Genomic DNA, 22,770 nt, shown 5'->3' on the forward strand with positions numbered 1-22,770 from the left:
AATCTTAATCTAGATTCACAAATATTAAATAAAACAATAGACAAGTAATTTGTAAATGTGTGTGGAATGGGATTTTATATGAAAACGCTGAAAAACTTGAAGAGTTACAGTAATTTTGTGTTTAACATACTTTATACAATTTCAGAAACTTGCTAGAGAAAAGACAACAATTACCCCAAGAGCAATTTATAGATGCAGATTATTTCATTTATTGTTTGGAAGGGGTTCAAGAAATAGAAACGGACAAGGTTACCGAAACACAGGAAAACCTGGGGCAATTGGCCATAAAGTATGGGGTAGCTAGCATATATAAAACATGCGACACCATTGAAGGATTGGAAGATAGCTTAAATGCATTGGTTTTGGACGACCATCATTTTAGGGATTATGAAATCATCTATTTGGTCATGTCCGGTGAGGCCAATAGTATTTGCCTAAATGGCTATTACTATAGTTTGCAGGAAATTGCTGAAATTTTTGAAGGAAGGTTAAAAGGAAAGATCTTGCACTTCTCAAATACTAAAATTCTGGATTTGGACGAAGAAGAAGCACAATATTTTTTGGATATCACTGGCGCAAAAGGTGTTTCTGGCTATGGTAATGAATTTAATGGAATAAGTAGCGCAAATCTTGATAAGGCATTCTTCAACTTATTTAAAGAAGATGATAATATGCTGGATATTGTAGAAGAGTTGCACCAAAGACATTACCATGTCTGCAAATTGCTCGATTTTAGATTGTACTATTAGTGAAACTCAATTTTGAGAAGTCAGTAAGACGTACTGAAAATTGCAAGTTGAACTAATCCCGCCATTTTCGGCGGGATCTAGGTTCAATACCTCGATCCTTGGGTCGATTCCTATTATTAGTGAAACTCAATTTTGAGAAGTCAGTAAGACGTACTGAAAATTGCAAGTTGAACTAATCCCGCCATTTTCGGCGGGATCTAGGTTCAATACCTCGACCCTTGATCCTAAAATTTTGCGACCGACCCAGGAGTTATTATCTCCGTGGGCCCCAGAATTCGTATATTTTAATATTCATGGTCTTTTGTTTTATAAATTGTTATTTTCATAAATCTAAATACATATTAAAATGAAAGAAAAGATGCAACCTACTTTCTTAAAAAGGGTGTTTTTTATATTATTAATGGGTTCTTTAATACAATGTTCACCAAAGGTAGCATCTTCATTTTCAGAAGAAGAATGGGATTCTCTACCCGCAGATGGACCAAATTTGTCCACTTTTAACGGGATTTTTTGCAGTTCTAACGCAACAGCATCAGAATTGTATGCTGCAACTGAATTTCAAAGGCTTTTTAGAGGATTTACAGGTAAAGAGTTGCCTATAGATAGTACCGAATCAAAGATTGGAAAAACCATTTTAATAGGCCCTAAAGCAGCTGTTAAAGTTGGTTTTAAGACAACAACGAAAAAGCTTGGTGAAGAAGGTTTTAATATCGATATCTCTAAGGATCAAATTGCTATTTATGGGGGGCAAGCCCGGGGTACTCTTTATGGTGTATATGAGTTTTTTGAAAAATATTGTGGTGTTCGGTTCTTGACCCATGATCATACTTTCTATCCACAGGAAGGGAAAAATGGGAATTTTAGGATCAAAGGGCGAAATTATACTTACGTTCCTCCTTTTGCTTTTCGTTCTTCCCATTATGGTGAAACACTCCAAAACCCTTCGTTTGCAGCTAAACTACGCACTAATTCGGTCAAAGGTGAAGAGAAATTTGGCGGTATTACGGGGTATATACGTGTAAGTCATAATGTATCTAATCTTGTTCCCCCTTCCATTTATGGCAAAGAACATCCAGAATACTATGCTTTGGTTAATGGTAGGAGAGAAGTTAGCATGCATGGCGGTGGACCACAATTATGTTTAACCAATAAAGACGTTCTGGACATTGTAACGGAGGCTACTTTGGAGGCCATTGAGAAAGATCCTACAAGAAAGAATTTTAACGTTGCACAAATGGATAATGGTAGTTACTGCACCTGCGAATCTTGTGCTGCTCTCGATGCTCAAGAGGAATCCCATGCGGGTACCATGATTTCTTTTGTCAATGCAGTTGCAGAGCGTGTTGAAAAAACGCATCCAGAGGTTTTAATTGGCACCTATGCTTACGAATACACGCGTAAGCCACCGAAAACAATACGTCCTAGAGATAATGTTATGCTCATGTTATGTAGTATTGAATGTTGTAATTTTCATGCGATTGACGATCCTACCTGTATTCTGAACGAAGAATTTAGTAAGGATATGGATGATTGGAACAAAATAGCCAAAAACATCTTTATTTGGAATTATAATGTCAATTTCAGGGCGTTTCTCCTCCCTTTTCCAAATTTACAAACCATTGGAAATAATGTGGAATATTTTGCAGACAATAGTGGTCGTGGCGTATTTATGCAGGCAGCCGGAAATGGTTTTTCTACGGAGTTAAGCGACTTACGAAATTATGTAATTTCGCGCTGTCTATGGAAACCTGGCCGCGATAGTTGGCAAGAAACAATCGACTTCTGTCGGATGCATTATAAGGAAGCCGCACAACCTATCATTGATTACTTAAGTTATTATCACAATTTGATTGAAAAAGAAAAGAGGCACCCCGGTCTTTTTTCTACTGAAGCACCTTTATGCTTAAATGCAGAAACAGTAGATCAAATAGATTCTTTTTTTAAGGAAGCATTATCATTGGCAAAATCGGAAGAGGTGCGTACGCGGGTAGAAAAGGCATCGTTATGTGTTTATCGGGCAAAATTGAGTGTAGCGACGATGAATCTTACCTATGAAAATGGCTATTGTAAGCCTTCTTTAAAGGAAGGCGATGAGGCTTTATTGGATACATATACTGATCTATGTGCAAAGTATAACGTAATAATGGATAATGAATATGTGAAAAATGAGACCTACCTAGAAAATATGCGTAATATTTTTTCAGGGTTGAAAGCAGTTCAATTAGAAAATAACTATTGGAGTTTAGTGGTAATACCTGAAAGCAATGCTAAAGTGGTGGAGATGACCTATAAGCCTAAAGATAGAAACGTGGTTCAGCCTACGCGTTCATTTGATCGTTTTCGTTTTGAGGAATGGGTCAGAGAGGGAGATGGCCCAAAACCTGATGGAATTTTAGGGTATGAAATTGTGGAGCAAAGCCCAACAAAAGTAATTATTGCACTTACAACAAATGATGGCGCACGAATTGAACGTACCATCAGTCTCGAAGGAGATGGCATCCACTTTGAAACCTCAATAAAGTCAGAGGTGGACCGTTCCTTTAATTTCTTCGTACACCCGGAATACAATGCTGGGTCGGGCTCTTTAGACCCTCAAGAAGTTGGTGTTTATGTTAAAGCTAACCATTGGTTGCAGGTAAACCAGGGTTGGGAAAATGCAAAACCAACAGAAAGGACAAATTCAATAATGAAAGAAGGTCTTAAAGGGGGTTCCTTTGCCTATTTTAATCAGAAGTCCGGATTTGGTGTTGAGCAACGTTTTAAACCGGGTACTTTTGAAAATTTAAATCTTTTCTGGAGTCCAGAGCGAGTACAGATCAATTTGGAAATGACGCCTAATGTTAAACAACTTAAAGCGGGGCAAGAGGCAAGTTACGCTTATGCTATACATTATTTGGATAAAGCACCAATAAATAATTAAAAGTTACTCGCTCTCCCAAAATATTTTTAGAATACATTAAACTTAAAATTATGGTAAAAAAATTTAGGTTTCTATTGCTTTTAGTATTTTTTAGTCTTGGTTGTGAAAGTAATGGTGATGGCTGTGAAGAAGGTTATGTAAGGCAAGTTGGACCAGATGCTTCTGAATGGTGTGTAGAAGAATTTAAGGAAGATGGTATTGACAAAGAGTACCGAACCGGAGAAAGTTATTATCATCAAAAGTATGGCCTAATAACATATACTAGTGGTAAATGGACAGACAAACACAATCAAGTAATTTGGCCTTAGTATCATTTAAGGATTCCATGCATCAATATAGTATCTAAAAAGGTATAATATCAAGCTTACTTTCTTAAATCTTGGCAAATTTGGCTTTTGTTAGACCATACGGACTTTACAATCCAACACCCAAGTCCTAAGGATTCTTGTGAAATACTAACATGTAGGTATATTTTAGACAATAGAATTATAGTTACGTGGATTAAGTTTTGTTGGCATTATGCCAACGCGTCAACCTGCTTTATTTTTGATTCAGCCACTGACTAAACCAATAATTCAAAATGTACATAATATCTTACACCTGCCAGCCGAAGCAGTTTTATCAAGACAGGCATATGATCCATTGCCATAGGTTAAGGATTGCCAATACAAAGGCCAATGCTCCAACTCGCATAAACTTTAAAAGATTCCAAGTCTTTCAACAGTATGCCGTCCTTAAAACTCTTTTTAAGTCGACTACCTCACACTTGGCAAGCAAGTAAACAACCTCGGGGCAAGCCCGCGAGGCATTCGTAGGTAACGACCTTTAATTTTCGAGGCAAGCCTCGGGGTATTATACCCTTTGGCGGTGCCAATAAAATGAAAACCTTAAAAAGTCTATGGTTTTTATGTAGTTGTTAGTTAAATTTTATTTGTAACTTTTTAGTCTCCAGATAATTACTGCCTACGTTTTTACTTTCCCCCATTAAATAGCTGTTATTGGCACTATGGTATTGAGCTAATCTCAAAAATTGTTATTTATGGCACAGGGGTGGATTCGGGCATATAGTGATGAGTATCGCTTTTTTAAGGATAAAACATATAGTCGCAAGGACAAATCATTCTTTAGAAAAGATTTTACTACCTCCTTTCATTTAACCGCAAATGAAAACGCAGCAGTTCTCAAAACATTACATTGGGGGGATGAACTCATTCTCCCGGATGGAATAGGGTCGGACGATTGGACGAGAGGTATTGTGGATGGACAAGAAGGATTTCTCAAACGATGGCATGTAGTGGAAATAGGCTATTTGGCCAAAGATGTCGATGATAATAAAACACCCTACACTTCTAGACTCCAGTTATCGGATAACGAATACCGCAAAGATTTGCTTTGGGGAGATTTAATCCAGATCACCAAAAGGGAAAACGATCTATGTAGTGTAAGGGCTAGAGGATGGTTTGGAAAGTTAAGTTCACATCTTATTGGCGAAACAGCACTTTTAAATATAAATTTTATTGACGTAGGTCAGGGTGACGGTGTACTTATTCGTTTTCCGGAAGGAAGACATATGCTCCTCGATGGAGGATTGCCCAGGGCGAATCAGCAAACAGGTAAAAATGGAGCGGATTTTGTAGACTGGAAATTCTTTTTTGATTATGGTCATTATAAAATTCAACTAGACAGTATGATGGCTTCCCATTGTGATTCCGACCATTACGGCGGACTATGGGATTTAGTGAAAAAAGACCCGGAAACTGATTTGGAATTGGATTGCATCGATTTAAAAATTGGTGAATTCCACCATGCCGGATTATCTACCTGGGTAGACAAGGGTGATACTCATAAAGACGGTCTTGGACCCAAAAAAAGCAGTCATTTCACCCGTCTCTTAAATGATAGGCAAGATGCCATTTCGTGCCTGGATCCAGATAATCAGGATACCTTGAGTGGCCATTGGAAATCATTCTTAAAAGATATTATCGAGGAACTTCCTGAAACTACCTTCAATAGGGTAGGGGTAACCTCTGAAAGTTTAAAGGCAGGACAGGATTTACCGGAAATATGGCCAAATACGTCCGATTGTAAGATCAAAGTATTGGCTCCGGTGACCAAAAATGTAGACGGTCAGCCCGCTTTAAAGGACCTTGGCAACTCGGGGGTCAATAAAAATGGCCATAGCATTTGTCTGAGACTCAATTACCACAATGCCCAGATATTGCTGACAGGTGATTTAAACAAAGCGAGTATGGACTTTATATCGGAAGCGTATGGAGATCGAATATCCAGTTTCAACTGCGATGTCGCCAAAGCTTGTCATCATGGCAGCCATGATATTTCCTATAAATTCCTACAACATATAAATGCTGGAGCTACCATAATCTCCAGTGGGGACGCTGAAGGTTACGCCCATCCAAGACCAGAGGTCGTGGCGGCCAGCGCAGTCACCGGACATGTGGATATTGACCCGGTAAAGGACAGATTGGTAACCCCCTTGGTATATATGACAGAGATAGAGCGCTCAGTTTCACTAGGAAAGGTCACACATATAAAGATGCGGAACTTTCATGATGGAAATGGTAATGTTAACGATAAGGCCCTGTTGGCACTAAATAAGGCAGAAATCAGCAAAGCCTCCTATCTCAGTACGGATGAAAAGGAAGCGCTTAATGCCATACAGGATTTAAACGAAAAAAAAGCACACAGAGAGGCGTTGGAGGAGCGCGAAAAGACGCTATTGGAAACTATGGAATTGGAATCGAGACAGTTTGAAACCAGGAGCGATTTTCATTTTAAAACCGTACACCAACTGTTCACGATTTCCTATGCCACAAAACCACTGGAACGCTCCCGTATTTTGACCAAAAACCATTATGGCCTGGTCAATGTACGTACCGATGGTGAAACCATCATGTGTGCCACTATGGAAGAAGAAGGTGCAGGATGGACCATACATACGTTTCCGGCAAGATTTTGAGAAGTTACTTTTTTTTTGAAAAGGTATTTTTCAAAAAGGTAGACAACACACTTAGTGAGTAATTAAAATAAGAACCTTAAAAAGTCTATGGTTTTTATGTAGTTGGTATTCAGGTGATATTCATATCTTATTTATATCCAGGTAATTATCTGCTAAAATTTCACTTCCCCCATTCAATAGTTGCTCATAATTAAATACTTTATAGAGTCAAGTTTTAATTAACCTTAAACACTATTATTATGCAACTTTCAACAAGTTTAGTATTATTACTACTTTCCGTACAGAATATCTATTCACAACAACAGAGCACTAAACAAACCAGTTTAGGGGGTAAAGAAAAAGTACATATAGACTTTGTTGGTACAGGTAATCTCCAAAGTTCCTTGGCGCAGGGTGACGAAATTCAGGGTAGTGCTGGACTTGGAGTAATATATGAACGTTTTAGAGGAGATTCTTTAAAATACAATAATGAATTATTGCCAATAAAAGGGATTAAGAGTTTTGAAATGGAAGCAATAATCAATGTAGCGTCAACAGTTGACACACTTTCCGTGAATTTTGAAAATGGCCAAATTACAAATCAACGAGATTTTGGGTCCTATGTTTTAAATCCATTTAGTTCAAAACAGTCATTATTCATTAATTCCAATGTATATTTTAACCCAGACGGAGATTACTGGTTAAACAAAATAGCGAAATACTTAAGTGGGCTTAATTTCCGGGTTACTGCTTCTAATGGGGTTTGGAGTGACCCAGAAATAGGGAATGTTAATCTAGGCGTAATAGCTTATAGATTCGGAATTTTCCATGAATTTTTACCAGACGATTATATCCGAACCGACGAAAAAAAAAGTAAGTACAGTGTTTTTCTGGGATTAAACATGGGGTACCGTGGTATTTTTGGTGATGTAACGTCAGATGCTAATGACGAAATTAGAACCTCAATATTGGGTAGTGATCGTACTGATTTTTCTGGCATAGAGTTGAATTTTGGGTTTCGGTTGGATAATATAAGGGCCGAATTTCAAATGCCATTTTTATATGGAAGTGATAGAAAATCAATTAGTGGCTTAACGGATACACAATTTTTATTCACAATTCGATTTGTTGGTGGTTTCTCATTAAAGATAGACCCAGATAAGAAAACAGAAAACAATGATAAAGCAAACCTTGAATCTGAAGACTAACTAAATTGAAATATTAATTATTGAATTTTTTGCTAGGATTATAGGTCAATAACAGTATGAATATTGAAGCAATCAAGCCTTACCTAAAGACCATTAGCTTTACAATTAACAACTTGTAAAACTAACGGCTAATTTGCAAATGCCTGTCTATAGGTAATAAATAGGTAATACAGTTGTGTAAAATTGTGTCTGGAGACATTCCCAACAATAAATTATACTTGTATATAAGACTTTTTACTTAATTCAAATCTAGTGCACCAAATGACACAACAGGACCAACAAGAGACAAAAAACAATAAAAATAGAGGAGACCACTATCAAAAGATAAAATTTTCCTCATGGCTTCGCCTATTGTTGCAGGCCGTTTTGAGACATGGATTTGCACTTGTATTTGTGCTCATACTTCTTGTTATTTTCAGAATGCCACATCTTAGTGACCTAACGGTGGTCATCATACAGCTTGAAAATGGTAATGATTTTGTGGTGATGTTCTTTTTCTATGCCTCCATATTGGTGATGGCCCTGTTAATCGGTTATGGTAACCTGGTCAAAATAGATTCAGTTGAAGAGCGTTCACAGCACATAGTGGATGCTAGTTTAGACTCGAAAAAAGAAAAACAAACCAAATTGCTAAATAAGGTTACCCAAGCCATTAACCTTAAAGATTCAAAGGAAAAAAGGCTCGAGGAACAAAAAAATCAGACAGAATCTTTAGCTGTTGATGGAACTGAACGAAACTATGAGGAGACTGAATATCCTGAAGAATACGTAAATAGGATTTATCCAAAAATGCTGGCGGTATTTATGATTTTGGGAATTACATTTACTGTTGAAAATACCTATTTCCAATTGTTCGGAACTCTTATAAGTTTCAAGTATTTCTTTTTCTTGTTAACAGTGTTTCTTATCGCACTTACCCATCCTCGATTTGCAACGTTCTTAAAGGGTATTTTAAAATGGAAATCACGTAACGGATGGTTACCCTTAATAGTTTTGGTAGTATCGGTAGGAATAATAATAATTCTGGGGATTTTCAACACCGGAGGCACTAAATCGGATATTGCCGGTCTATTTTGGTCTATGATGTGTTTAAGTATTATATTCTTTTTCTTAAGTATTTCCTACAATAAGAGAGTCCTTTGGTTTAAGGAAAAAATAGCCATGCCATTTGCCTATATATATACCATAGCACTGGTAGTCATTTATATAGTGATGTTATTTGATCCAGAACTCAATGATCTCAAGTACTTAACTCCTATGGTTATAATAATGATCTGTATTATTGGCCTCTACACTATGTTTCTTGGGCTGAATTATTTAGGCAAATACACAAATTGGCCTATTTTGACAATAGTATTTAGCGCAGCTATCTTAGCAACTGTTTTAGTTGCTAAAAGTGACTGTTTCAAGCACTATGAGGTAAGTAATGTGCATGCAGAAAATATTGATCCTGACGAACGTTTAACCTTGGAAGACTATGTAGATCAATTTATTGGGCAGCGAAGGGAAGCGATATTAGCAGTCAAGAAAAACCAACAGTTTCCGATAATATTGGTTTCAGCCGAGGGAGGTGGATCAAGAGCGGGGCACTGGGCATTTTTGGTACATAGCTATTTATATGGCTCAAATGAAGACTATTTTAAAAAACACCTGTTTTCTATAACCGGGGCCTCCGGTGGTAGCGTTGGTAGTAATATGTTCTACGTTCAAGCTTATGCTAATAAAGACAAATACGATCGTGAATTGTTTTTAACTAAAAACAGTAAGGAAACATCAAGTGAATTACAGGAAAAAGCTAAAAAAAGGTTTAGATACATAGCGAGTGAATTTTATCAAAGCGATTATATCTCTTCGTCGATAGCCGGACTCTTAGGAAGGGACATCATAGCAAGTATATTTCATCTGAATTTTTATAGAGATCGTGGTGGGATTACGGAGAGCGAGTGGGAGAAGAAATTCGATTCATTATTTGACAGGGGCTTGTTACAAAGGCCTTATCTAGATATTATGCCAAAAAAAGGTGACACCTTTACACCTCCAATTATGGTGACAACGACAACACATGTGCAAACTGGGCAACTCTACGTGATAAGTCCAGTTAAGTTCAACAATAATAATGAACGCGAATCGGGATTTAATGATTTCTTATCGGAATACGCCAAGAAAAATAAGAGTTCTCAAATGATAAAACGAAGCAGTGCAATGCTGCTCACGGCAAGATTTCCCTATTTAAGTCCAAATGGAAGAGTGTCCGGTGTGGGACAATTTGGTGATGGTGGCTACTATGACAATATCGGAGGCACGGTTACAAGGTTTCTTGAAGCAGCTTTGATAAAAGGGTTAAAAAAGGATAGCTTATTAAACGGCAAATACAAGATAAAGCATCTAATTATAACCAATAATACTACCGCTGATTTTGCAGATTGTCCAACATCCAATCAAAAGAAGAAAGATGAAGTAAATTATTATACGCAATTGGTTACGCCCGGACAAATGGCCTTAAATGCCCTATTTGCACATGCAGATGAATTTGTAAATGCGACCATGGATTCTTATCGAATTGAATCTAAACGTACCTTAATCCCAATAGACCAAAATAAACGGCCAGAGATAATTACTCAAATGTGCGACCCTTTGTTTAGACCACTTATACCATTGGGTCGTTACCTAAGTGTAGACGCTGTAAGATCTTTGGAAGAGAGATTAAAAGACCCTATAGAGGTTAGAAAGCAATTGGATAGTATTCTTCTTTATTGATTTTTTCCTTTTTAAAATTTTCTTCTCAAAATGTAATGAAACCTCAAAGGAGGTTAGGCCCAGCCAAACTTCATTGGAGGTTCACGAGGTCCTATTTAATAAAATAGAAATAACCTGAGTAAACACTTATTAAGTGACCCAACGATAGGAGGGAAGTGACACCGAGGAACGAGGTGCATGAATTCCTATAAATAGAAAATAACTAGCCATGAATAAATCGCCGAAAGAGATTAGGCGGAGGCCAAATCTTAATCTAGATTCACAAATACCGAAATAAAACAATAGACAAGTAATTTGTAAATGTGTATGGAATGGGATTATTCTTTCTAATTTCTATTTAGTTACGGAAATCCGTAAATAGTTTCTTGTTAAAATTCTGTATATTGCTTGTCATAATTGACAACCAAGAAAATACTCTTTTTGAATACTATAAAGTTGATTTTATAGTAGTTCTGTATCGTGAAATTTTATGCTAAACCAATCATTTAATGAATCTGAACTTATAAGATTAATCACTTTTGATGATTATAAAAAGTATGAGGGATTTGGAGAAAGTCGTAGAAAAACATTAGAAACTCTTAACAAGATTTCTAATAAAATAAACTCTGCCGATTTTATAGTCTCATCTGTAATTAAAATACTGAATGATTCTAATGAGATTTTCAGTCTTTCCAAAGTGGAAGACGATTTCGCCCTAAGAAAGATTAATGATTCACTAAAAAGATTTTATAAGGTTAAACAAGCTGATAGAAACCTGATAGTAAATCAAATTATAATCTTATTGCAAGAGGCAGTTCCAATGTCTATTATAAAATTAGACTTAAAAAAATTCTATGAAAGTATTGATAGAAAATGGATTATTGATAAACTTAGAGATGATGCTTTACTTTCCGCCAGGGCAATTAATGTTCTTGAAGACTTTTTTGAATTAAGTGAGTTTACTTCTTTTACAGGTTTACCTAGAGGAATAGGAATAAGTGCTACTTTATCGGAGCTTTATCTAAGAGATTTTGACAGAAAGGTTAATCGACTTGATAGTGTATATTATTATGCAAGGTATGTTGATGATATTATATTGTTCACAACAAAAGCTCCGGAAGAAATTTTAAAAGAAATAAAGGAAAAGAAATTATTACGAGAACCATTGCTGTTTAATGATAAGAAAACAAAAAAATATGAAGTAAATAATTACGATAAGGCTTCTGAAAAGGAATTGAATTTTGAATATTTAGGTTATAAATTTTTATTTACTGACTGTTGCAAGAAAGCAAAAAATGAGTTTACGGATAAAAAAATAGAAGTATCTATTGCTCAATCTAAGGTTAATAAATATAAAACTAGAATTGTTCGTTCATTCTTAGATTATTTAAAAAATGGTGATTTTTCTCTTTTAGAAGACAGAATGAAATTCTTAACGGGTAATTACCCTATAAAAAGAAATACAAGTGAGGGAACTATTTTATATGCAGGGTTATACTATAATTATCCCTTTATTAATGATAAAAAAACATTAGAAGAGCTAACCATTTTTCTGCGAAAAATTATCAATTCAAAAAATAAAAGCTTTGGAACCAAGATAAATTCATCTTTGAGTAATAGTCAAAAAGGATTACTGTCAAAATATAGTTTTTTGTCAGGATGGAATAATAGGAAAATTAATGCTGATTTTAACCCAGAAAGAGTAAAATTAATAAAGCAATGTTGGCATAATGACTAGAATTCGCATTAAAAAATTTGATAAAAGCAGAATACTTTTAACCGAAGTGCTTCCATACGAAGTACCTATTCCTTTTACAAACGTTGGTCTGTATAGATTCTCGAAAAGACCAAAATCTGAAAGAGTGCCAGGCTTAGTAACCGAAATACTTGGCAACAGAAGTCCAATGAGTTTATTGCCTTATAATTATCAAATAATCAAAAAATTGGATAGTTACAGAACTCTGACCATAATGCACCCACAAGTTCAATTAAAATTTGTTGACTTTTATTCGAAGTATGATTCTTTGATAATAAGTCTATGCTCTAAAAGCAGAGTATCCATTAGATATCCATCAAAAGTGGCAAGTCATTTTTATGTAAAGAACCCACAAATAATAAAGAGAAAGTTAAGAGATTCGGGTGTAGAGGTAGAAAAGCAATCCTATGAATTAGATGTGGCTCACTCAAGTTCATATTTTACATATAAAAGTTATGATTTTCTTTACAAATTCTATGATTCTTATAAATTTCATCGTTTTGAAAAAAAATTTAAAAAGCTTTTGCGATTTGATGTAGCCAAGTGTTTTCCTAGCATTTATTCACATTCGATAGCTTGGGCCGTTAAAGGTAAAGAATTTGCAAAAAAAAATGTTGCAACTAGTTCATTTGAAAATAAATTTGATAAGCTTATGCAATGGTCAAATTATAATGAGACTAATGGAATTATTATTGGCCCAGAAACCTCAAGAATTTTTGCCGAAATAATTCTGCAAAGAATCGAGCAAAATGTAATAACCAAATTAAATGATGTCAAAATTAGAATAGATAGAGATTATGCTATTTGTAGATATGTCGATGACTATTTTGTTTTCTCGAATGATTTTAAGTTAGCCAATAAAATTAAAGCAGCTTTTGTCAAAGAGTTAGAATATTATAAATTATCAATTAATGATTCTAAAACGGAAAAGATAAAGGTTCCGTTTATTACAGGAATAACAATTGCAAGAATTGAATTAGAAAGACGCTTAAATGAGTTCTTAAATTCATTTATGGATGAAGTAGAAACCAAAGATGAAGATGGGAATAGTAGAAAAGAAGTAGTTTTAAAAACCTTAAATAGACCATTCGGAATATCAAATAATCTAATAAGAGATTTAAAAAGTATTATCAAGAAGAACAATGTAGATTATGAAGATGTAACGGGAATGACAGTTTCGATAATTCGAAATAAGCTGGTTAAAATTCTTGAAAACGAATATCTACTTGAGCAAGAAGCAGATTATTTAAAAGATATTGGAAATCCAATTCTGATAATTCTTGACGTATTATTTTTTCTTATTTCGATGGATAGTCGACCCAGAGCAACGGTTTTACTAACTCAAATTAACGTAGTAATTACTCGCTTTCTAAAGTATAGTAAAATAGATGCTGAACAGAGCAGATTAATCTCTAAGAAAATTTTTGATGGTTTAAGAGATACTTTGGATATATTAAGTAGAGATTCTAAAACACACTTAGAATCATTAAACTTATTTGTATCGCTTGTAAACCTAAATAAGGTTCATCCAATAAATAAGGTTAAGTTCATTGAAGAAATTTTTAAAGATGAGGAGGATTTAGTGAATTTAGATTATTTTCAAATCATTGTTTTGTTCTATTTTTTTGAAAACTCAAATGAGTGTGTTAGTCAAAAAAATGTTTTAATTAAATCAACTATAAATAAGTTTTCGAATATGAATGAACCAATGTCGAAAGCAGAATTTGTTTACTTATTTTTTGATTTTATTGCTTGTCCTTATATAGAAGTATCTGATAAAAATCAGATGTTAGATATTGTTTATAAATCAGTTTATAAAACAAACCCCAGTGTTACAAGGCGAGGAACAATAAGAAACTATATTTCAAAGAATTTTTGGTTTATGGACTGGAGAACAGATGACATAAATCTTGAGTACATTTTAGCAAAAAAAGAATACAATCCGCCTTATTCAGGTTGATTGTTTGAAACTAGTGGTGCATCGTATAATACGGTTCGCTTAATTGATTAATTAATGCATTTTTTAATCCTGTAGTGAATTGAGCTCATTTTTTGGGTACACACCAAGGTGCGTTAAGCCACTAGTTTCTTTTTAATTTTTTAATTCCTAAATGAATGGATGTAATAAATTTTCTGAAATCTAAATTTAAAAAATCTGACCTAGAATTATTAAATAATCCAAATGGGAGGGCAGGGGTTGATTTTTTAGTTGGAGATTGTCAATTATATCTTCAACCTATGAATTTAGATGAAACTCAGCGAAGTATCAAAATATTAAAAGAAGATTTAGGAAAATTAAGAAGTGATTTATTTGTCGTTTTAGTATTGGTAATCGATAAAGAACCAAGGGGTTTTTATTTAATTCCATCGACAGAGTTAGAACAGTCAAATGGAGATATTTTTATTGATAATAATGTAAATTTAATGCCCAGGTTATCAAATTGGGAAATTAAAGTTTCCTCTTATACAATTCCAAAATTAGCGAGGTATTCATCTGACCATGTAATAGATGAGTTCAAACATCGTCAATAATATTATATAAAATAGAATTAACCGGATTTCTACCCAGATGATGTGCTGGCAAAACGGCCTCAGAGAACTTTGGTAAAACAATAGGCTAAATGAGCGGCCATATTCTAGACTTTTAGTTATACAATTTGTTGAACAATATTATGTTACAAGCAGTTCAAAGCGGTCTTAATAGTTAGAATGCTTTCTAGAATATAGCGACTGAGCGCCAACGCGCCTGCTGGCTCCTTCGCTAAAAATGTACTTTAGGTACATTTTCTTTACGCTCGGCCCTGTTCCAAAATTATATTCAGCCTTGAATTTTTGTTTTAGGTATTTAGCTTTCGCTAAATAGTGTTTCAAGACACTATTTTAAAGAATTGATTAAGTATCAATTTTTAAAATACCCAATAATGAAACATTAAAAAAAAGGATTAATTGAAGTTCTAAAGTTAACAAGTGCACAGAAGTTTTATTTTATTCACAATCCTATTTAATTGTTGAATGTAAAGGTGTTCGTGAATCTCCTAAAAATTCGATTTCAAAAATTTGTGCTGTTGCGGCAAGCTAGCGAGAATCTTCCCCTGCTGGCGCTCGCGCCAGCGTGGAGAATTTAATACCAGCAAGTTGATAACAATTAATTAAATTTACCAATTACACAGAATATTTTACAATTTATACAACATTTCTGCTAGTATATTAAGATTAATACTACATTGAATATTCAAATTGTGTGCTCATCACTAGTGTTTCACTAGTTCTTCCCCTAAAACGATAACCATTATTCTTGAACATCAGAATTATTACAGGGCATGTTAGCTTTTGTATTAAATGACTCCCTGGTATACTAATTGAAAGTTTTGTTACAGAGTAAAAATTTAAGAACATATATTTTTCTGCTTAGTTGTGGATTATTTTAAATATATACAGTTCTTACTTTAAAAAAGTCTTATGGGTAGATTACAATGTTTCGTGAAATTATTTTTTTTCAGTTTTCAAATTTTTTTGGGTCAAGAGTCCAATTACAACGAATTAAAGGCCGAGTTTAATACTATTAAGTATTTAAGTAAGACTAATAGTTTTATTAGGCAATTGAAAATCGATACCACTAGCATAAACTATAAACATGTGAGTCCAAAAGCAGTATTAAAGGACTCGACGCGAGTTAAGACAGAGTTAAAAAATGAAGTGCAAGATTTCTATTCCAAAGTAAGAAGTAATCTTAAAAAAAAATATTTAGGAGAGGTTGAAGGTGAAATTTATAGACGAAGAGACAGTCTAAACGATTTAACTCTAGAAATAATTCAAAGTCGTATCAAACAGCTGAATAAATACGTTTCTGACAAACCTTTAAATGCAAGTAATGTTTCTCACTACATAGATTTTTCATTATCAGAAATTGCGGAGATACACGATATTTTATCCCGGGATAACACTTTCGCTTGGCCAAATTGTACTGAAGATAGCCAGTTGGAGATTGTAGATTTGGGATATGATAACCCAAACGGTGAATTACTCCAACAGTCTTCAATATTATATGTCACAGGGGGGCAAGTAGAGCTCAAATTACAAACAGAGAAATGTTTAAAAATTAAATCGGTTACTCTTATCTCCACCTATTTTCAAGGTAATAAAAAAGAGCTTTCCAATAATACCGGGTTTTATGATGAGATTGAACAACAGTGGATTGTCGATCCTTTTCGCTATGAAGATTCCTATACTACAATTAACGAAGAACAACATGAAATCTCAGCTAAAATAATTTTGCCGAATTATAAAGATGGGCGTTCATTTGATGTTGAGATTGAGATTTCGAATAATACATCATCCTTTAAGAAAATTTATGAATTTACCATTTCATGCGTTAAAGATGTTGTACTTCAAAATTCTCCTTTTGCAAAACCCATACTTAGTCTTAGTGAATTGTATCTTAAAAATAAGATAATTACAGGTATTTACGGCATGTTTGGAGATGATGGAAGAATGACAACTGCTAGCGGAAAGACTGTATACAATCCCGATTACAAAAACATCTATTTCAATATTGACAATGGGATTATTCAGTTTCGGTTAAAGGCGAAAGTAGATTTGCCCACCTGTGACCCAGTTATTTTAATAAACATGGATATGAAATTGTTACCCCTGCCCGTAGGATTTGAAATTGAAACCGACACTTCGGTAGATTTCGACGCCCCATTATGGTGTGATATTATTAGTCTCAGTTTAGCGGATAATATTATGGGTTTGTTTGAATCGAAAATTAAAAAAGCTATGAAAGAAGAGGTTGAAGATATTATCTCTAAATCTATTGAGGATAATAATTTTTTCATAGCAAGCATTTTTATAGATGAAATATCATCATATAATCATGAATTGAATTTCCTTTTTATTAATGCATTTAATCAATTAAAAATTGATGTTCCATATAATACAAAAAGGCTGAACGACGCATTTAAATGGGGTGTAGCTTTCAGTCCTAATCAAAACATAGGTTTAATTCCTGGTGGAAGAACGGAGATTGAATATACACATGACAGCGAAACACAATTTGTAATAGGGCCATTTGGCATATTTAATTGGAACAACGATGTGCCTATTCCCAATCCGTGGATTTTAACTAATTCTAATATTTATGTCTATCATAAACAGCGAGATTATGCTCGCAAGGCACTCCAAGGTGTTAGACGAATGACACCCGATCTCATCTTACAAAATACAGGCATAGGTCGTACAATCATGAATTCTAATTATGAAGGGATAATACACACCCTTCCAAAAATATTAAAAACACCAGACAGTGATCTTCAATCCAGAATTGTCTTTGGGAATAATGATCATTTGTACATAAATGTAGCTGAACAGGGAAATGGCAATTGGGAATTATCTATCATTCTTATACCTTTTGATATTAATTTATAAATTAAACTTTTTACATATGAAAACTAAGCTTTTAAAACTTAAAAATTTAATATTATTTGGAGTGATAATTTTTGGGATACTTTCAATTATTTCTTCCGGTGGTAACGGTGGTGGAAATGATGGCAATTCTTCTAATCCTACTTCACCTACAGACGAATCAACAAGTGCTACGCTAGTTTTGAGGATGGAATATCCGGCTTCCCAAACTTTTAGTGAATTGGGAAGAGTAAGATGGGAAGGTGAACTTATTAGTGATACAGGTACGGTTGGTATTGAGGAATTCCAAGATAATGAGGATTACGGATCAAGCAATCCGATTGGCTTTAATACTGATGCGTCAGGAGCTCAACAAGCTATCTATCAGGTAAATTTTCAAAAGGTGAATCTCAAAAAAGGTACTTGGAAGTTTCGTTTTATCAGGTCGGGTTGGTCTAGTGAATGTGAAGTTCAATTGGAGTCACCAAAATCAATAAATTTCTATGCTGGAAGGGAAGGTTGTGGCGAGGGCGGTAATTTTCCAAGCGAATAAAAATTTTGAAATCAGTTGATAGGTTTTGGTTTTCCGGAATTGTTGGCGGCTCGATATTAGTTTTTGGCCTTGTTTTTTATCTTTTTGTTAGAGGAAATAACGTGCTATTATTTTTATATGATGGCCCATTGAATATCATGGATTTAAATTCACAGGTGTTTTTTAGTCTACCTTCCTTGATTCATTGTATCGGGTTTATTCTTATTACTTATTCCATACGTTCAGACATCTTAAATAGACCATTATCTATATCAGTGATGTGGACGGTTATCAATCTGATATTTGAATTTTGCCAAAAAGGAAGCCAGATTAATTCGATTCTTAAAAACCCAAGTTTAATCGAAAATTCGAGGATAGACGAATTATTGAATTATGGTTATTTTGATTGGTTTGACGTTCTTTCCATTTTACTCGGTGGCCTGATTGCGTATTTATTCCTGATGCTTTTAGAATTAAAAATGGAGACTTGATTACACATCGAACCGTTTAAGGTATTAGACTGGAAATTGTCCATTTATTTGGAATACACGATATTTTTCAGGTTTTATCAGATAACATCAATCTTGGACATGATGCCTCAGAATTTGTATTCTCATTAAAAAGGTTTTCTTATAAATCTCACACTATTTTTTATTTGGCTACAGATATTCATATTTTAATTGTTCGTGTGCTAAATCAAATTATGGATTACGAAAATAATTTTAGGTAGATGTTTTTTTTGATTCGTTTTATAAAATAATAAAAACCAGCAAGAAGAAACTTATATTTGTTAAGACAAAAGTTTCGTCTTGCTGGTTTTTCTGTTTATGACGTTTTTTTCTTTAATTTTTAATCGCACCCATCGATGGAAATATCAAATTTACCCTGAATGTTTAGCGCACCAGGAGCATTGTCTTGCCTACGGTAATTGATATTGATAGATCCTTTATAGGTTTTACATTGGCCATTCACGGTGATGTCGGTAACATATGCATTCCCATCTTTAGAAAGATAGATGCCTTTTTTATTTAGTATAACACTGGAGGTTTGTACATTCCCAAATACATAAGGAGCAATGGAATATTGCAATTTCTCAACTGGATCAGGCAAATAAAAATCAATGGTGTTGTTGTCGTCATCTTTGGCAGAGAAACGAATTTTACCATCGGAAGCTCCAACGGTTTCTCGAAACATTTCAAATGTTGTATCGGAAAAGCCTTCGCCATTCACCCGAATGGAAATATCTCCAGTCTCCTTGGGCTTGTCGGTTTCCTCATCGGCATCATCGCTTTTTGAACAGCCAACAAATAATGTGCAAATGCATACAGTAAGGTAAATAATTTTTCTCATTTTGATTAATTTTAGAGGTTTCATACCTATACATCGAAAGACCATTAAAATGTCATCAAGTCTTTAAATAAAAGGTATTAAACCTCAGGGCAGGCCTGTCTGCCGACAAAGGCAGGCCTGTCTGCCGACAAAGGCAGGCCCTGAACCTAATAATAGGAATCGACCCTAGGGTCGAGGTATTGAACCTAGATCCCGCCGAAAAAGGCGGGTTTAGTTCAACTTGCAATTTTAAGTGCGTCTTACTGACTTCTCAATATTGAGTTTCACTAATAAGTGTTGTTTCAAAATTGTTATAAAATAATATGAAAATATTTAGTTTATTCCTGATTGCAATTTCTATGCTGTCATGTTAGCTTTTATTTTGGCGGCGAGATGAAGCGTTGGCAAAGTCGCATATACCGCTTAAAAGAAGTTTATGACCCTGCTCATAATTCGCTTAAATAATAAAATGTTCTGGGATATTTTACTTAATGCAATTATAGCTAACCAATGAGGAACAATTATTTAAGTATGGCGTGTTGGTTTCCTTTTACATAATTGTTGACGATATGAGCCTAAAGGCAATCATATCTGCAATTATATAAAATAGCACAAGCTATACGGAAACTGCACAAATGCTATAAAACTAAAACGTTATATTCTGCCCTATAATTTACATTATGTAAAATAGAATATTTGAAGTACTCCTGCGAAGTCCTCGTATACTCCAATTTTAACGAGTGGGTTGCCGTGGCAGGGAATTACGTTAAACCCTCTTCCACTCATTCCCTCTACATCGTCCCGCCGATCTTTAAAATCATCCACTGGATAATCTTAAAGCATCGCGTATGTAAAATACGATAAAATATAGGAGATTAAGTATCTCCTATATTTTATGCGAGATGGCGCGCTGGCCAAGAATACTATAAACATCATTTACGTCGGCCCTATTAAACATACAGCCTATAAAATCATTTATGTAGGATTCTAGGTGTAAGATTGAGTATCTCCTATATTTTATGTGAGATGGTGCGCTGGCCAAGAATACTATAAACATCATTTACATCGGCCCTATTAAACATACAGCCTTTAAAATCATTTGTGTAGGATTCTGGATGTAAGATTAAATTTATAACAGTATAGAATCCGATGGTAAACCATATTCCATAAAAAAAGCTCCGAATATCAATATCCGGAGCCTTTTTCCCTATTTTTCCTTTGGTGTTATTGTCCTTGGCTACATGCTCTAGTAAAACACCCACAGGAAAAGTATAGGAAACGCTTTACTACCGCAACATGTTGCTGTATTCCTCCACCGACTTTTGTACTTCCAGATACGAACGGATCTGGGCCATCGTTTTTTCAAAGAGTTCAATCTTTAAATCCTTTTCCCTTTTTAAAGCCTTGATCAATTCCACATTCGTATTTTTCAAGCTCTTTAATGTGTGTCGGAGAGTTTCAGATTTAATAAACAATGAGTATGTGTTGGGTTCACATACATAAGAGGTCAATTTTTTTTCCAATTGGCATAAGTCATTATTGGTACGCTCCAATTTTAAAATACATCCACTGTTGGAAGGCCTGCTAATCAAATTTCTACTAATCTTTATGGTTGTTTCCATAGTGTAAGCTTGTTTTAGGGTTAACGGATTTTTTTTGGTACACTCTTATATAAATTGATTTTATTGGTTTGTAGCTAAAAGATACGACAAAAATCCCATTTTTATATAAGCAAATCCCTCATTAACATTAGTTTAAAGCAATATTAACACCCCTCCCCGCATCGACGTACCGGACTATTTCTTCGACCAACGGCACATTTTCCATGAAATCCCTGCTTTTTATTGGGCCCCTACTCCTACGCCTAACAATTTCTCTCCCTCCACTCCCCTCCTGCCCCAAATCATTAGTTTAACACCAACCCCATCAACTTTGCTGCTAACATAAGCCTCTCCTGTATGATTTCATCTAGTTTATGAATGGGAATCCTTATCCACAGAATAGGATTCAAAAGCTCCGGGATTCAGCTTTTTGTTTTGAAAAAAGCGCGGAGTTTTGAATCCGATTTTTAGACATAGTCTTAAAAATTCCTTGGAGGAGGTGTCTTTTCTTTTGTTTCGTTTTCTTTGGACAAGCAAAGAAAATGAAAAGTAGATTTGGTTATGGGTACTTTATTTGATTACAGGTTTAGATTTAAGTCGGAAGATATTGCACAATCAAAGAAATTGATGATACAGGCAAACATAAAAATTAATGAAAACCTACTGGGAAAAATGAATGACAAAAAAGAAACCCCGATGCATTGCATCGGGGTTTCAAAAGTTCGTAATATACTTACTATTCTATCTACCAGCTGATCTCCTCAGATTCCCCATTGGGATAGGTAACTGTTCCCTTTTGGTCACAACTCCCATCGCCAAAGTCCAGGGAAGCCGTTAAACCATCCACTTCCAACTGCATAACACCGGAAGTGATATAGGCACATCCCAGGTTGGCGGATAAAGCTTCGGTCACGGTAAATTCATAGGTTATACCATCTACGGTAATGTCCCACTCTCCTGTACAGGTAACATCGTCTCCTTCAGCATTGATCTGATCCAAATGCCAGCTCAATACCTTGTTGCCCTCCCAGGCTATAATGTTTCCGTTGTCATCCTCAAAAGTGGCATCGGTTGCTATGGTAAAGGTTGGACTATTGGCATCGGAGAAATCGAAAGACAAAGTCTTGGTTCCGTTCAATATATAATCGTTGTAGGTGAAGTCGGTAAAACTAATCTCATAACTCCCCTTGTTGCCATCGGTGTTTCCATTGTTGCCTGTTAATACAATGGTACCGCTTATCGACTTACCATGAATGATACATTGATCGTAAGCAACCGTAATACTTTCATCGGTAAAAGCCAGTGTTGCACACTCTGTGCTGGTCTTGTTAGACTTTCCCGCCTTGTCGTTGATCAGTAATTCAGAAACCAACTCGTCCAGTCCGTCCGAAACGGCATTGACCTGCATTTGGGCTTTCACTTGTTCAGGGGTCAGACTTTCATCATTTAGGCCATTCATAGCATCATTGCTACAAGCGGCGATCAAAACAAGTCCGAAACTTAAAACTAAATAATTAAATGTTTTCATTGTTTGTAGGGTTTAAAACATATTTAACTTGGGCTAAAATAAGCGCTTATAT

15 protein-coding genes are annotated in these 22,770 nt (G+C 34.9%); 11 read left to right on the plus strand and 4 right to left on the minus strand.

The window, feature by feature from the left end; all coding sequences use genetic code 11:
• The first annotated feature begins 149 nt into the window (after nucleotides 1-149).
• The 11 genes from C7972_RS05530 to C7972_RS05580 all read left to right on the plus strand — a co-directional run bounded on the left by C7972_RS05530 (nucleotide 150) and on the right by C7972_RS05580 (nucleotide 18,281).
• Nucleotides 150-749 (plus strand): DUF6642 family protein, encoded by a 600-nt coding sequence (locus C7972_RS05530; protein WP_110355229.1) that lies wholly within the window; start codon nucleotides 150-152, stop codon nucleotides 747-749.
• 346 nt (nucleotides 750-1,095) lie between these two features.
• On the plus strand, nucleotides 1,096-3,669 hold the full coding sequence (locus C7972_RS05535) for a DUF4838 domain-containing protein (RefSeq protein WP_110355230.1): 2,574 nt from the start codon (nucleotides 1,096-1,098) through the stop codon (nucleotides 3,667-3,669).
• Nucleotides 3,670-3,719: 50 nt separating this feature from the next.
• Nucleotides 3,720-3,977 (plus strand): hypothetical protein, encoded by a 258-nt coding sequence (locus tag C7972_RS05540; protein WP_110355231.1) that lies wholly within the window; start codon nucleotides 3,720-3,722, stop codon nucleotides 3,975-3,977.
• A gap of 731 nt (nucleotides 3,978-4,708) precedes the next feature.
• Complete coding sequence (locus C7972_RS05545; RefSeq protein ID WP_110355232.1) at nucleotides 4,709-6,646, plus strand: ComEC/Rec2 family competence protein; 1,938 nt, start codon at nucleotides 4,709-4,711, stop codon at nucleotides 6,644-6,646.
• 239 nt (nucleotides 6,647-6,885) lie between these two features.
• Complete coding sequence (locus tag C7972_RS05550; RefSeq protein WP_110355233.1) at nucleotides 6,886-7,833, plus strand: hypothetical protein; 948 nt, start codon at nucleotides 6,886-6,888, stop codon at nucleotides 7,831-7,833.
• 261 nt (nucleotides 7,834-8,094) lie between these two features.
• Nucleotides 8,095-10,590, plus strand: a complete 2,496-nt coding sequence (locus tag C7972_RS05555) for a DMT family transporter (protein WP_110355234.1) — start codon at nucleotides 8,095-8,097, stop codon at nucleotides 10,588-10,590.
• Between the two features lie 469 nt (nucleotides 10,591-11,059).
• A complete protein-coding gene (gene drt3a, locus C7972_RS05560) occupies nucleotides 11,060-12,307 on the plus strand; it encodes an antiviral reverse transcriptase Drt3a (protein WP_110355235.1) in 1,248 nt (415 codons plus the stop codon).
• On the plus strand, nucleotides 12,300-14,285 hold the full coding sequence (drt3b, locus tag C7972_RS05565) for an antiviral reverse transcriptase Drt3b (protein ID WP_110355236.1): 1,986 nt from the start codon (nucleotides 12,300-12,302) through the stop codon (nucleotides 14,283-14,285). The genes drt3a and drt3b overlap by 8 nt, the downstream gene beginning before the upstream one ends.
• Before the next feature lie 155 nt (nucleotides 14,286-14,440).
• On the plus strand, nucleotides 14,441-14,857 hold the full coding sequence (locus tag C7972_RS05570) for a hypothetical protein (RefSeq protein ID WP_110355237.1): 417 nt from the start codon (nucleotides 14,441-14,443) through the stop codon (nucleotides 14,855-14,857).
• A gap of 1,104 nt (nucleotides 14,858-15,961) precedes the next feature.
• The gene (locus C7972_RS05575) at nucleotides 15,962-17,752 is read left to right on the plus strand and encodes a hypothetical protein (RefSeq protein WP_146216273.1); all 1,791 of its coding nucleotides are present in this window, start codon (nucleotides 15,962-15,964) and stop codon (nucleotides 17,750-17,752) included.
• A 16-nt stretch (nucleotides 17,753-17,768) separates the two neighbouring features.
• Nucleotides 17,769-18,281, plus strand: a complete 513-nt coding sequence (locus C7972_RS05580) for a hypothetical protein (RefSeq protein ID WP_146216274.1) — start codon at nucleotides 17,769-17,771, stop codon at nucleotides 18,279-18,281.
• 828 nt (nucleotides 18,282-19,109) lie between these two features.
• Here C7972_RS05580 and C7972_RS05590 read toward each other — a convergent pair.
• The 4 genes from C7972_RS05590 to C7972_RS05610 form a co-directional block, all read right to left on the minus strand.
• Nucleotides 19,110-19,610, minus strand: a complete 501-nt coding sequence (locus C7972_RS05590) for a hypothetical protein (RefSeq protein ID WP_146216275.1) — start codon at nucleotides 19,608-19,610, stop codon at nucleotides 19,110-19,112.
• 989 nt (nucleotides 19,611-20,599) lie between these two features.
• Nucleotides 20,600-20,851, minus strand: a complete 252-nt coding sequence (locus tag C7972_RS05595) for a hypothetical protein (RefSeq protein WP_110355242.1) — start codon at nucleotides 20,849-20,851, stop codon at nucleotides 20,600-20,602.
• Between the two features lie 24 nt (nucleotides 20,852-20,875).
• Nucleotides 20,876-21,211 (minus strand): hypothetical protein, encoded by a 336-nt coding sequence (locus C7972_RS05600; protein ID WP_110355243.1) that lies wholly within the window; start codon nucleotides 21,209-21,211, stop codon nucleotides 20,876-20,878.
• Nucleotides 21,212-21,935: 724 nt separating this feature from the next.
• Complete coding sequence (locus C7972_RS05610) at nucleotides 21,936-22,718, minus strand: hypothetical protein (RefSeq protein ID WP_110355245.1); 783 nt, start codon at nucleotides 22,716-22,718, stop codon at nucleotides 21,936-21,938.
• Nucleotides 22,719-22,770: the final 52 nt, after the last annotated feature.

Source organism: Arenibacter sp. ARW7G5Y1 (assembly GCF_003201775.1).
Classification (GTDB): Bacteria; Bacteroidota; Bacteroidia; order Flavobacteriales; family Flavobacteriaceae; genus Arenibacter.